The 12571-nt window shown below is 59.6% G+C and carries 15 protein-coding genes; 3 read left to right on the forward strand and 12 right to left on the reverse strand.

Translation table 11 applies throughout. The features are described from left to right. Nucleotides 1-24: 24 nt before the first annotated feature. The 3 genes from alc to puuE form a co-directional block, all read right to left on the reverse strand. Nucleotides 25-1020, reverse strand: coding sequence for an allantoicase (gene alc, locus ACMDB8_RS07945; protein WP_409078466.1), 996 nt, complete (start codon nt 1018-1020; stop codon nt 25-27). A 90-nt stretch (nt 1021-1110) separates the two neighbouring features. Continuing rightward, nucleotides 1111-1626: a 2-oxo-4-hydroxy-4-carboxy-5-ureidoimidazoline decarboxylase gene (uraD, locus tag ACMDB8_RS07950; protein ID WP_056721807.1), complete on the reverse strand. Its 516-nt coding sequence runs from the start codon at nt 1624-1626 to the stop codon at nt 1111-1113. After that, nucleotides 1623-2549, reverse strand: a complete 927-nt coding sequence (gene puuE / locus ACMDB8_RS07955; RefSeq protein ID WP_056721809.1) for an allantoinase PuuE — start codon at nt 2547-2549, stop codon at nt 1623-1625. Before puuE ends, uraD begins: the two co-directional genes overlap by 4 nt. A 423-nt stretch (nt 2550-2972) precedes the next feature. Between puuE and uraH the strand changes: the two genes are divergently transcribed. Further along, nucleotides 2973-3326 (forward strand): hydroxyisourate hydrolase, encoded by a 354-nt coding sequence (gene uraH, locus ACMDB8_RS07960; RefSeq protein WP_008017679.1) that lies wholly within the window; start codon nt 2973-2975, stop codon nt 3324-3326. Nucleotides 3327-3505: 179 nt separating this feature from the next. Here the strand turns inward: uraH and ACMDB8_RS07965 are convergent, their stop codons facing one another. From ACMDB8_RS07965 to ACMDB8_RS07975, 3 genes are all read right to left on the reverse strand, one after another. After that, nucleotides 3506-4132, reverse strand: coding sequence for a LysE family translocator (locus ACMDB8_RS07965; protein ID WP_056721811.1), 627 nt, complete (start codon nt 4130-4132; stop codon nt 3506-3508). Between the two features lie 72 nt (nt 4133-4204). Beyond that, nucleotides 4205-5554, reverse strand: a complete 1350-nt coding sequence (locus ACMDB8_RS07970; RefSeq protein WP_008048392.1) for an NCS2 family permease — start codon at nt 5552-5554, stop codon at nt 4205-4207. A gap of 345 nt (nt 5555-5899) precedes the next feature. Continuing rightward, nucleotides 5900-6346, reverse strand: coding sequence for a MarR family winged helix-turn-helix transcriptional regulator (locus tag ACMDB8_RS07975; protein WP_056721813.1), 447 nt, complete (start codon nt 6344-6346; stop codon nt 5900-5902). Between the two features lie 82 nt (nt 6347-6428). Here ACMDB8_RS07975 and ACMDB8_RS07980 point away from each other — a divergent pair, with 82 nt between their 5' ends. Further along, the gene (locus ACMDB8_RS07980; RefSeq protein WP_409078465.1) at nt 6429-7595 is read left to right on the forward strand and encodes a PLP-dependent aminotransferase family protein; all 1167 of its coding nucleotides are present in this window, start codon (nt 6429-6431) and stop codon (nt 7593-7595) included. Between the two features lie 116 nt (nt 7596-7711). On the opposite strand, the gene ACMDB8_RS07985 is transcribed toward ACMDB8_RS07980, so the two are convergent. The 5 genes from ACMDB8_RS07985 to ACMDB8_RS08005 all read right to left on the reverse strand — a co-directional run bounded on the left by ACMDB8_RS07985 (nt 7712) and on the right by ACMDB8_RS08005 (nt 10489). Next, the gene (locus ACMDB8_RS07985; RefSeq protein WP_409078464.1) at nt 7712-8083 is read right to left on the reverse strand and encodes a glutathione S-transferase N-terminal domain-containing protein; all 372 of its coding nucleotides are present in this window, start codon (nt 8081-8083) and stop codon (nt 7712-7714) included. A gap of 104 nt (nt 8084-8187) precedes the next feature. Continuing rightward, the gene (gene folE, locus ACMDB8_RS07990) at nt 8188-8733 is read right to left on the reverse strand and encodes a GTP cyclohydrolase I FolE (protein ID WP_007988130.1); all 546 of its coding nucleotides are present in this window, start codon (nt 8731-8733) and stop codon (nt 8188-8190) included. Between the two features lie 77 nt (nt 8734-8810). Beyond that, a complete protein-coding gene (locus ACMDB8_RS07995) occupies nt 8811-9368 on the reverse strand; it encodes a Smr/MutS family protein (protein WP_056721819.1) in 558 nt (185 codons plus the stop codon). Between the two features lie 78 nt (nt 9369-9446). After that, nucleotides 9447-9767, reverse strand: a complete 321-nt coding sequence (locus tag ACMDB8_RS08000; RefSeq protein ID WP_008048404.1) for a hypothetical protein — start codon at nt 9765-9767, stop codon at nt 9447-9449. A gap of 131 nt (nt 9768-9898) precedes the next feature. Further along, the gene (locus ACMDB8_RS08005) at nt 9899-10489 is read right to left on the reverse strand and encodes a cysteine hydrolase family protein (RefSeq protein ID WP_056721821.1); all 591 of its coding nucleotides are present in this window, start codon (nt 10487-10489) and stop codon (nt 9899-9901) included. A gap of 238 nt (nt 10490-10727) precedes the next feature. Here ACMDB8_RS08005 and prmB point away from each other — a divergent pair, with 238 nt between their 5' ends. Then, nucleotides 10728-11636 (forward strand): 50S ribosomal protein L3 N(5)-glutamine methyltransferase, encoded by a 909-nt coding sequence (prmB, locus tag ACMDB8_RS08010; RefSeq protein WP_056721823.1) that lies wholly within the window; start codon nt 10728-10730, stop codon nt 11634-11636. 83 nt (nt 11637-11719) lie between these two features. Here prmB and ACMDB8_RS08015 read toward each other — a convergent pair whose 3' ends face one another. Then, entirely contained in the window at nt 11720-12511 is a 792-nt protein-coding gene (locus ACMDB8_RS08015) for a hypothetical protein (protein WP_056721825.1), read from the reverse strand. Between the last annotated feature and the right edge of the window lie 60 nt (nt 12512-12571).

The following is a 12571-nucleotide window of genomic DNA, read 5'->3' on the forward strand; positions in this document are numbered from 1 at the left end:
ACGGCAGCTCCTACAGGCTCAGCATTACTTCGCGACCTTGCCCAGTACACGCAGGCGGCTCACACCACCATCCGGGAACACGTTCAGGCGGATGTGGGTGATCGGGCCCAGCGCCTTGATCTGCTCGGCGAAGGTGTGCTCGGCGTGCATTTCCAGCTTCTGGCTTGGCAGCAGTTCGCGCCAGAACAGCGACTGGGTTTCGATCTGGCTGTCGGTGCCGCCCTTCACGAACGCGCCCTGGATCGAGCAAGTGTCCGGGTAGTTACCCTTGAAGTGCAGGGTGTCGACGATGATTTTCTCGATTTCGCCCGGGTGGCCCAACGCGACGATGACCCAGTCATTGCCCGGGGTGCGACGACGTGCGGTTTCCCAGCCATCGCCCATGTTGATGCCACGGCCCGGGTTGAGGATGTTGCTCATGCGGCCGAAGTGTTCGTCGGAGCAGGCGAGGGCGCGGCCACCGTTGAGGGCAGCGGCCAGGTCGACTTGCTCGTTGTCGCCGACAGCGGACCAGTCGCGGAACGGAATGCCGTATACGCGCAGACGGGCAACACCGCCGTCCGGGTAGATGTTGAAGCGCAGGTGGCTGAACGCCTGGTCGTTGTTGATTTCGTGGAAGTGGTGGCTGTTGCCTTGCAGCTCGACGGCGGACAGCACTTCAGTCCACTGGGTGTTGTCATCTGGCTCGCCCGAAGCCAGGAAGCAGGCTTCCAGGGACGCCGACGGCGGGAAGTTGCCGGTGAAGAATGAAGTGTCGATGTCGACGCCCTTGATCGAACCCGGTACGCCCAGGCGGATCACAGCGCTGTCGAAGCCTTCGAAGCGCTTGCGGCGCGACTCCCAGCCGTCCATCCACTTGCCGTTGTCATCGAACACGCCCTCCTTCCATACGGCCGGGGTCGGTTGGAACAGACGGTTGGCGTCTGCGAACCAGTCATCGGTGACCGAGATGATCTTGGTGCCCAGGCGGGCATCGGCCAGGTTGACGAACTTCTCGAAAGGTACGGCGTAAGCTTTCATTCTTCTTGTCTGCCTTTAAATAAGTGGCTTGGGATGCTTGCGAGGCCCTTGGCGGTTTAGGCGTTCTTGAATCCGCTCAGGCCAGGCTTGCTATAGGGTCAGTAATCGGAACAGGGCGATCTTGTTGATCTGCGCCAGCGCGCATTTGAATTCGGTCTCGACCGAGTTGTGGATGCGCGTTTCGAACGCTGCGAGGATCTGATGCCGGTTGCTGCCTTTTACCGCCATGATGAAGGGAAACTTGAACTTGGCTTTGTAGGCGTCGTTCAGCTCGGTGAAGCGAGAAAACTCTTCGGCCGTGCATTGGTGAATACCGGCGCCAGCCTGCTCATTAGTGCTGGCTTCGGTCAATTGTCCCTGGACGGCGGCTTTACCGGCCAGGTCCGGGTGAGCGTTGATCAAAGCCAGCTGGCTTTGGTGATCGGCGCTCAACAGGATGTCGCTCATGCGCTGGTGCAGGGTTTCGATTTCGTCGATCGAAGCGTCCTGGCCCAGGTCGAAGGCCTTCTCGGCCACCCATGGCGAATGTTCGTAGATGTCGGCGAAAGCGGCGACAAAGGCGTCGCGGCTCAGGCTCGAAGGTTTGACGGTTTGAAAGGTGCTCATTTGGCAGCCCCTGTGTACGGGTGGGTTTCTTGCCAGTGACGCGCGATGTCGACGCGACGGCTGAACCACACCTGTTCATGACTTTTAGCGTATTCGATAAAGCGCTTGAGCGAAGCCAGACGCGCCGGACGGCCGATCAGGCGGCAGTGCAGGCCGATCGAGAGCATTTTCGGTGCCTCCGCGCCTTCGGCGTAGAGCACATCGAACGCGTCTTTGAGGTATTCGAAGAAATCGTCGCCCTTGTTGAAGCCCTGGACCTGGGTGAAGCGCATGTCGTTGGTGTCCAGGGTGTACGGGATCACCAGGTGCGGCTTGCCGGTCGGGTTGTTCGGTTCCCAGTAGGGCAGGTCGTCGTCGTAGGTGTCGCAGTCGTAGAGGAAACCACCTTCTTCCATCACCAGGCGACGGGTGTTCGGGCCGGTGCGGCCGGTGTACCAGCCCAGTGGGCGTTCGCCGGTGATTTCGGTGAGGATGCGGATCGCTTCGAGCATGTGCTCGCGTTCCTGGGTTTCATCCATGTACTGGTAGTCGATCCAGCGATAGCCGTGGCTGCAGATCTCGTGGCCGGCATCGACCATGGCGCGGATCACGTCCGGGTGGCGCTGGGCGGCCATGGCCACGGCGAAGATGGTCAGCGGAATGTCGAACTCCTTGAACAGCTTCAGGATCCGCCACACGCCGGCACGGCTGCCATACTCGTAGAGGGATTCCATGCTCATGTTGCGCGCGCCTTGCAGCGGCTGGGCAGAAACCATTTCCGAGAGGAAGGCTTCGGATTCTTTGTCACCGTGCAGGATGTTGCGCTCGCCGCCTTCTTCGTAATTGAGTACGAACGACAGGGCAATGCGGGCATTGCCCGGCCAGTGGGGGTGAGGAGGGTTACTGCCGTAACCGACCAGGTCGCGTGGGTAGTCAGCGCTCACTGCAGGCTTCCTTCTTATTCGATGATGACGGTTGGTGTGACGCAGCTGAAAACTGGATGGCAGGCTGGCGTCACAGCGATGGGCTGATTGTATACAACTTTATATTCACTTTGTAAGCCTGATTTTTCGCATTTTTCACCGACTGTCATCTTTTACTGCTATTGGCGTGAGCCTGCAAGAAATCTGCCTGACTGGTCAATTATTGATTGAAGGGCTTATAGGTTGTGCGGTTCGACGGCAAATATGCAGATGGCGAGGGTGATGCGAAAAATGTCGTTTTTATTGTGTACAATTTTCTTTAAAAGTGTCTTAATCAGTCGCTCGCCGCAGCTTTTCGTGCTCCGAATCGGTGCGGTCTCCTTTTCAACTGACTTCGGGAGGCGCGAAGTCTGACTGCTCCACGCAGGCAGGCGCGCAGAATCAATGGGACGTTTGACTACACACGTTTTGGACGCAGCACACGGTTGCCCGGGCAGCTCGATCAAGGTCGAGTTGTACCGCGTTGAAGGATCGCAGCTGGAATTGGTCGCCACTGCCGTCACCAACAGCGATGGCCGTGTCGATGCGCCGCTGCTGCAAGGCGATGACTACCGCACCGGGGTCTATCAGGTCCAGTTTCATGCGGGCGATTACTACCGCGCCCGTGGCGTCAAGCTGCCGGAGCCTGCATTTCTTGATGTGGTGGTGCTGCGTTTTGGCATCTCCGCCGAGCAGGATCACTACCATGTGCCGTTGTTGATTTCGCCTTACAGCTACTCCACCTACCGCGGCAGCTGATCCCCCAGGCAGCAGCTGCACCCTGGAAGCGACTGCGCATATAGCTTCTTTGGTCTTTCGCCCGCTCACACTGCGGGCTTTTTTTCGTCTGTGAAAAAGTCAAAAGATCGCAGCCTTCGACAGCTCCTACATATCCCGCGTAGGAGCTGCCGAAGGCTGCGATCTTTTGATCTTGCTGTTTAGCGGCTCAGCAGGGACGCTGCACCCGCGCCACTGAACAACCCTGCACTGATCCGGTTAAACCAGCTCTGGCCCTTGCCGCTGCGCAGATACCGCGCCGCACCATGGGCGCCGAGGCCATAGGCCAATTTGCACAGCAGGTCGAGCACGGTCCAGGTCGCGATCATCACCAGAAGTTGTGGCAGGAACGGCTGTTCGGCACTCAGGAACTGCGGCAGGAAAGCGGCGAAGAACAGGATGTCTTTCGGGTTGCTTGCGCCCAGCATGAACGCACGCCCGAACAGTGCGCGAAAGCGTGGCACCGGCGCGGCTTGTGGCACTTCAGCGCCGTGGGAAGGCTGGCGCGATTGCTGCCAGCTCTGCCAGGCGAGGTAGAACAGGTAAAGGGCGCCAAGTATCTTCAGGGCACTGAACAGCTGTTCCGACGCCAGCAACAACGCACCCAGGCCCAGCGCCGATGCACTGAGCAGGCAGATCGAGGCCGATACGCCGCCCAGAAAGGCCGGGTAAGAGCGGCGCAGGCCGTAATTCAGACTGTTGCTGATCATCAGCAACGACAGCGGCCCCGGGATCAGGATCACTATCAGCGCAGCGCCGCTGAACAGCAGCCAGGTTTCCAGACTCATCACTTTCCTCCATTTGCACAAAAGCCCCACCCGACGGGGTGAGGCTGTTTTCAAGCGTGTACCGCGTGTGGCTTACAAGAAGATGAACTTGGCGATGAAGATCGCGCAGAGCACCCACAGGCTCACGGAAATTTCCTTGTACTTGCCGGTACCGGCCTTCAGCGCCACGTAGGTGATGAAGCCCAGTGCGATACCGTCGGCGACCGAGAAGGTCAGCGGCATCATGATTGCGGTGACAATCGCCGGGATGCTGTCGGTCGCTTCGTCCCATTCGATGTGGGCCATGCCGCCCATCATCAGCATCGCTACATAAATCAGTGCACCTGCGGTTGCATAGGCAGGAATCATCCCGGCCAGGGGTGCGAAGAACATGGCTGCAATAAATAGCACACCTACGGTCACTGCGGTAAGACCAGTCCGACCACCCGCTGCAACACCGGCAGCACTTTCCACGTAGCTGGTGACCGGCGGAACGCCGACGACCGCACCGAATACGCTGGAAGCACTGTCGGCTTTCATGGCGCGGGAGAGGTTTTCGATGCGGCCGTCAGCACCGACCAGATTGGCGCGCTGGGCAACCCCCATCAAGGTACCGGCGGTGTCGAACATATGTACGAAGAGGAACGCCAGGACCACGCTGATCATGCTGACGTTGAACACGCCGGCGACGTTCATGGCCATGAAGGTGGGTGCGAGGCTCGGTGGAGCCGACATGATGCCCTCGTAGTGCACCAGGCCCAGACCCCAGCCAGCGAGGGTCACGGTGATGATGCTGATGAGGATCGCGCCGAACACCTTGTGATAGCTGAGGATGGAGATCATCAGGAAGCACACGGCGGCGAGCAGCGGGCCAGGTTCGCGCAGGGAGCCGAGCTTGATCAGTGTGGCCGGGCTATCGACGACGATACCCGCGGTTTTCAGGCCGATCAGCCCCAGGAATAGACCCACGCCGGCGCCCATGGCGAAGCGCAGGCTGACCGGGATGCTGTTGAGCAGCCATTCACGGATCCGCGAGAAGGTCAGGATCATGAACAACACACCGGACACAAACACCGCGCCGAGGGCGGTTTCCCAGTTGTAGCCCATGGTGCCGACCACGGTGTAGGTGAAGAAGGCGTTCAACCCCATGCCCGGTGCCAGGCCGACCGGCCAGTTGGCGTACAGGCCCATCAACAGGCAACCCAGGGCCGCGGCGATGCAGGTGGCGACGAACGCCGCACCGTGATCGATCCCGGCGTCGGCCATGATGTTGGGGTTGACGAAAATGATGTAAGCCATGGTGATGAAGGTTGTCAGACCGGCGATCAGCTCGGTCTTCACCGTGGTGCCGTGCAAGCTGAGTTTGAACAGACGTTCCAGCAAGCCATTGCGTAATGGCGGCGAGAGATCCAGCGTCGATGCTTCGGATTTGCGGCTTTCCACAGCGAATACTCCTCAAGAGTTTTATTGTTATTTCCAGGGCCGGACCCATGAGGGTGGCAGCGGCCCTTTGAGGCACTTGCGAATTTGTTGACCTCTTGGTCAGGAACTCGCACGAAGTGGATTATGCTTTTGTATACAAAGAAAGCAAATAATGTTTTTGATTTTGTTTACGAAAAGTTTGGCTTTAGGGATATATCGCCTGTTCCGACGCCTTCGCGAGCAAGCCCGCTCCCACAGGAAGCGGCGGATCTGCGCATATTTTTTGACCGAATCGAAACCAGTGGGAGCGGGCTTGCTCGCGAAGAGGCCGGATCAGTCAGCATCAAAATCAGCAGGCAGAATGATTCAGTCGGTATGCGCCTGGCTTTCCCCCAACGCCAGATTCACCGCCAGCCACCCATTCACCGCCGTCTCCCCGGCCTCGGCAAACACCCGCTCCAGCAATTTCACCTGCTCGCGCCGTAGCGCCTGTTCAAACCGCGCGCCTTCGGCGGTCAACTCCAGCAGGCGCTTGCGCTTGTCGGTTTCGGACGCGACGCTTTCCACCAGATGCATCTCCAACAATTGCCGCAACGGCATGTTCAACGCCTGCTTGCTCACGCCGAGCAATGCCAGCAGTTCCTTTACGCTCAGGTTCGGATAGCGGGCGATGAAAAACACGATGCGCTGATGCACCCGGCTCAGGCCGCGACGTTCGAGCATTTCATCGGCCTTGGCGGTGAAGGCCTGGTAGCCGAAGAAAAACGCTTCCATGGCCTGCTGCTGGGAAAGCGGGTTTTTAAGGTCAAGCATATTGACGTATCCGTTCGGGGAGGCGTAATTTCGGTCAATAAGTTTGACTCATTTTTCACATGCCTCGCTACCGGTGATCCCCATGGCTTTTTCCGAACGTGTCTCGCGCCTTAAAAGTTCTTTGATCCGTGAAATCCTCGCCGCGGCCCAACGTCCGCAGATGATGTCGTTTGCAGGCGGCCTGCCGGCCGAAGCCATGTTGCCGAAGGTCGATTGGGCCCGGATGCCGGTTTCCATGGGCCAATACGGCATGAGCGAAGGCGAGCCGGCGCTGCGTGAAGCGCTGGCCGCCGAGGCGCGAGCGTTGGGAGTGCCGTGCGAGGCAAGCCAGGTGCTGGTGGTCAGCGGCTCACAGCAAACCCTCGACCTGGCGGCCAAGCTGTACATCGACAAGGGCACCGAAATCCTGCTCGAGGCGCCGACTTATCTGGCGGCGTTGCAGATTTTCCAGCTGTTCGGCGCCGATTGCCTGACCGTACCTCTGGAGGCCGACGGGCCGAACCTGACGGAGCTACGCGCTCGGCTGGAGCAACACCGTCCGGCCTTCATCTACCTGATCCCGACCTTCCAGAATCCATCGGCGGTGCGTTACAGCGAAGCCAAGCGCGACGCGGTGGCGGCGTTGCTCGATGAATTCGGCGTGACACTGATTGAAGACGAGCCTTACCGCGAACTGACCTTCGACGGTGGCAGCGCCACCCCGATTGCCAGCCGCTTGAAGAAGGCCAGCTGGATCTATACCGGGACCGTATCGAAAACCCTGTTGCCGGGTTTGCGCGTCGGCTACCTGATCGCCAGCCCGGATTTGTTTCCCCATTTGTTGAAACTCAAGCAGTCGGCGGATTTGCACACCAATCGGGTCGGCCAGTGGCAGGCGTTGCAATGGATTGGCACCGAGAAATACCAGCAACACCGTAGTGGGTTGCGCGACTTTTATCGGGGGCGTCGGGATGCGTTTCAGGCTGCGCTGGAAACGCACTTCTCGGATCTGGCGGACTGGAACGTGCCGCAGGGCGGGCTGTTTTTCTGGTTGAAACTCAAGCAGCCGCACGACACCCGCACCTTGCTCAATGCCGCGCTGGCCAACGACGTGGCGTTCATGCCGGGCGAACCGTTCTTCCCCGAGCCGGATAATCATCCGGGGTATCTGCGGTTGAACTTCAGCCACATTGATCCGGCGCGGCTGGATGAAGGGCTCGAGCGGTTGGCGGCGGTGGTGCGTGCTGCCCAGGCCGCAAAAGCAGCGTGAAAACAAATAAACCGGCGCGAGGGCCGGTTTATTTTTGTCCGGGATTTGCGGTGCCTGTGCGGGCTTGCTCCGGGCGGCGTTCCGACGAAGGCGTCAGTCAGATCACCACAAAAACATCAGGCCGCCGCAAAACGCTTGTCCAGATAATCAATGATCACCTTGGACTCATACATCCAGGTGGTCTGGCCATTATCTTCAATGCGCAGGCACGGCACCTTGATCTTGCCGCCTTGCTCGAGCAGGGTCTGGCGATCCTGTTCGTTGTTCTTCGCATCACGCAGTGCCACCGGCACATTCAGGCGGCGCAAGGTGCGGCGGGTCTTCACGCAGAACGGGCAGGCGTGGAATTGATACAGCGTCAGGCCCTTGGCAGCCGAGTTGACCTGTCCCTGAACTTCCGCCGGACGCTGCTTCTTGCCTGGGCGGGTGATGAAGTCGATGAAGATGATCAGTTGGCCAAGGCCGACACGAAGCGCTTTTACGAACACGTTGAAAGCCTCACGGTGCGAATGAAGAAGGGCGCGCAGCTTACCTGATTTTTTGCAGGCGAAAAAAAACCGGCGATGAATGCCGGTTTTCTTCGTGCCGCGAATTACTTGATGAGGCTGAGGAATTCGCTGCGAGTGGCGGCGTTTTCACGGAACTCTCCGAGCATCACCGAGGTGATCATCGTCGAATTCTGCTTTTCCACACCGCGCATCATCATGCACATGTGCTTGGCCTCGATCACCACCGCGACGCCCAAGGCACCGGTGACCTGCTGGACCGCGTCGGCGATCTGGCGGCTGAGGTTTTCCTGGATCTGCAGGCGACGGGCGTACATGTCGACGATCCGCGCCACTTTCGACAGGCCCAGGACCTTGCCGCTCGGGATGTAGGCGACGTGAGCCTTGCCGATGAACGGCAGCAGGTGGTGTTCGCACAACGAGTACAACTCGATGTCCTTGACCAGCACCATTTCACTGTTGTCGGAGCTGAACAGGGCACCGTTGGTGACCTCTTCCAGTGTCTGTTCATAGCCGCGGCAGAGGTACTGCATGGCTTTGGCGGCACGTTTTGGCGTGTCGAGCAGGCCTTCGCGGGAAACGTCCTCGCCGAGCTGGCCGAGGATCGCCGTGTAATTCTGTTCCAGGGACATGAAACTACCTGTGGGATTTTACGCAAAGGGCAAGGGTACGGTGACGGGCACGACGCTGCAAGCGTGACGCGTCAGCTTTACTCGTCGCGACCTTCCATCATGGTACGTTTGAGCATCACATAAACCGCGCCGGCACCACCGTGTTTGGCCTGGCACGAGGTGAAGCCGAGCACCTGTGGATGCTGGCGCAGCCAGGTGTTGACGTGGCTTTTGATCATCGGCCGCTTGCCGTCCAGTCGCACGGCTTTGCCATGGGTGACGCGCACGCAGCGGATTTCGAATCTGGTGGCTTCGGCCAGGAACGCCCAGAGGGTTTCCCGGGCCTTTTCCACGCTCATGCCGTGCAGGTCGAGGCTGCCTTCGAACGGAATCTGCCCGACCTTGAGCTTGCGCATCTGGCTTTCCTGCACGCCATCGCGGGCCCACATCAGCTCGTCTTCAGGGCCGACGTCGATGACGAACTGATCGGACAGCCCGTCGACGGTGGTGGATTCGGTGCGTACGGTCGCCGCTTGACGCAGCTTGGCAATCTGCGCGCGATCAGCCTTGGGTTTGCCGGTTTCGGCGCGATCGTGCTTGATCGGCTTGACGCCTTGGATCGCGCTTTTGAACAGGGAAAAATCGTCGTCTTGCATGTCAGCCTCCGCGAAGGGCGGCCAGTTTACCCAACTCGAAGCGAATCGGGCGCGACAAATACGCGCGCGACGCCAGGCTCAGTCGTGTTTTTTCATCAGGTGCGGGGACATGGCCAGTTCCCGCGACTGCCGCGAGCGACGACGGCAACGGCGCCATAACCAGACACCGAGGTACAGCACGAACAGGCCGATCGCCAGGATCACGGCGGCACCGGTGCGGCTGGTGTTCAATTCACCCAGGGCGGGTGCGTGGCCGAGCAGGCTGGCGGCACCGGCCATGGCGAGCAATACGCCACACATCGCCAGCAACGCTGCGAACGTCGCGCCGATTCGAAATCGCCAGTTGCTTTGGCCTTTGGGCCGCAAGCGGCGAGCGTCAAAACCATCGGATAACTTCATTCCGACCTTCCTCAATGGGTATCGGCCCTTCGACCGGGAGTTGACCGGGATGTTCCTGAGGCTAAGACAATTACGGCAAATGGGAGGCTTTTGCGGATGAGCGGCGTTCCATGCCGCTCATTGAGCGTCGATCAGATCAGTTCACGGGTCAGCGCGAGGGTGGCGAAGTTGTCGCCCATGATCGCCATTTCCGTCTGATGAACGTGTGCGGCACTGAGCACGCCGCCCTTGTAAGGCAGGTCGCGGGTGGCGCAGGCGTCTTCCACCAGGGTGCAGCGAAAGCCCAGGTTCTTGGCGGCACGCACCGTGGTGCTGACGCTGGAGTGGCTCATGAAGCCGCAGACGATCAGGTCAAGGGCGCCGAGGTCTTCCAGGCGTTGTGCCAGTTCGGTGCCGTGAAACGCGCTTGGCAGCAATTTGCCGATGACGGTTTCATCGCTCTGTGGCTCCAGGCCCGGAATGAACTCACCACCTACGCCCTGGGGGTTGAACAACCCGCCGAGCGTACCGAGGTGGCGGACATGCACGATCGGCCGGCCGGCGGCGCGGGCAGCGGCAAGCAATTGCTTGATGTTCGCGACAGCTTCATCCATGCCGCTCAGGGCCAGGGGACCGCTGAGGTATTCTTTCTGGGCATCGATGATGACCAGCGTGGCATGGCTCAGATTGGCCGCTGCATAACCGCGGCCACTGAGTTGAAACATCGTTTTTGGAACAGACATTCTGGGGCTCCTTGGAGTGGGGCTTTTGCGCCATTGTCCTCTGGCTGAGCGGTTCTGTGAATGGCTACGATCACAGGTGCCGTCGTTGCTGGCCTGTAGCCTTGTCAATAGTCGCGTTTTGTTCAATAGCCTGGCGAAAAAATGGATAACTCCTACATTTGAATCGGTGGTTTCCCGCGTCGTCGTGACGTCGTTTGACTGGTAGAATCCCCCGTCGATTTTTCTGGAGTTTGCCGTCGTGATCACTTCCCGCCTTCGCACCCTGCGTGACCATATCCGTTGGGCCGTCAGCCGCTTCCATGGGGAGGATCTGTTTTTCGGCCACGGTACCGACAATGCCTGGGACGAAGCCCGGCAATTGGTGTTGGGCGCGCTGCACCTGCCGTGGGAAATCGCCGATAGCTACCTCGACTGCAATCTGGAAGAAGACGAAGTGGTTCACCTGCAGCTTTTGCTCAAGCGCCGCATCGAAGATCGGGTGCCGACCGCTTACCTGCTGGGTGAGGCCTGGTTCTGCGGCATGTCGTTCATCGTCGATGAGCGCGTGCTGATCCCGCGTTCACCCATTGGCGAGCTGATTGAAAATCGTTTTACCCCGTGGCTGGCCAACGAGCCGGCGCGAATTCTCGACCTGTGCACCGGCTCCGGCTGCATCGGCATCGCTTGCGCCTACGAGTTCCAGCATGCCGAAGTAGTGCTGGCCGACCTGTCGTTCGAAGCGCTGGAAGTGGCCAACCAGAACATCGAGCGCCATGGCGTCGATGAGCGTGTGTACACGGTGCAGGGCGACGGCTTCGAAGGCTTGCCGGGTCAGCGTTTCGACCTGATCGTGTCGAACCCGCCCTACGTCGACGCAGAAGATTTCGCCGACATGCCGGACGAATACCAGCACGAACCGGAGCTGGGCCTGGCCTGCGGTGATGACGGTTTGAACCTGGTGCGACGCATGCTCGCCGAGGCGGCGGATCATCTGACCGAGAAGGGCTTGCTGATTGTCGAAGTGGGCAACAGCCAGGTGCACGTCGAGGCGCTGTACCCGGAAGTGGACTTCGCCTGGCTGGAGTTCGAGCGTGGCGGCCATGGTGTGTTCATGCTCAGCGCGCAGCAGTGCCGGGAGCATCAGGCGTTGTTCGTTTCCCGCATTTAAAAAGCAAAAGATCGCAGCCTGCGGCAGCTCCTACATGGAATGCGTATTCCTGTAGGAGCTGCCGCAGGCTGCGATCTTTTGATTCAACGGTGCGTAGCAATCCAGATCAGCAGCCCCGCCTGAAACACCGCAAACGCCACCAGGCAAGTGATGGTGAATCGCAGCCCGGCGTCTTCGCGTTTGTACTTGCTGACTTTCTCTTCGTGTTTCTTGAGTTTGACTTCCTGCTCGGCCAGGTTCTGCTCGGCTTGCTGGAGCATCTGCGCCGCCTCGAGAATTTCCACGACCTGCAGTTTTTCGCTGTTCCACTCGCCAGAGAGGTCGCCGACCTTGACCGCCTTGACGCTGCCTTTCAAATGCTGGGCATCGGCATACACCACGTCGAACCCATGCACGCGCAAAAAATGATCGCGGCGCAGGCGGGTGTCTTCGTTCAGTGCATCCTTGTTATTCAGGTCAAAGCCGTCGACGGTGTAGGTCGGCCAGCGCTTCTTTGCCCAGTTGATGCCCTGGGCCGCCATGTAGCGGCCAATGCCACGGTTCAGCGGTTCAATCTGCAATCCGCTTTCCGGTCCGAAATGCACGCGTTTTTCGGCGTGATCGACCCACACGTCCAGATGATTCTGCTCCTTGCGTACGCGCTGGCCGGGCAGGGTGATGCTCATGCGCATCAGGCTGTGCGCCTTGTCGTTGCGCTCGGCATAGCCTAATTCGACAAAGCGCAATGGGCGCCCGCCAGTGTTGCGGTCAGTCTGCAGCGGCGCCAGACGGAGCATCTTGTGGTGCTCGACGTGGACGTCCGCCCAGGGTAGCTCGACCGCTGGCGGTGCGTCTTTTTCAGCGCTGGTGTCGGGTGAAGTCTGGGTGTCAGTCATAACGGCGAGATCCTGTCCAAGCTCAGCTTGTCGCCAACCAATGTGTTGGCGACAAAGGCT

This window comes from Pseudomonas monachiensis (assembly GCF_047345015.1).
GTDB lineage: Bacteria > Pseudomonadota > Gammaproteobacteria > Pseudomonadales > Pseudomonadaceae > Aquipseudomonas > Aquipseudomonas monachiensis.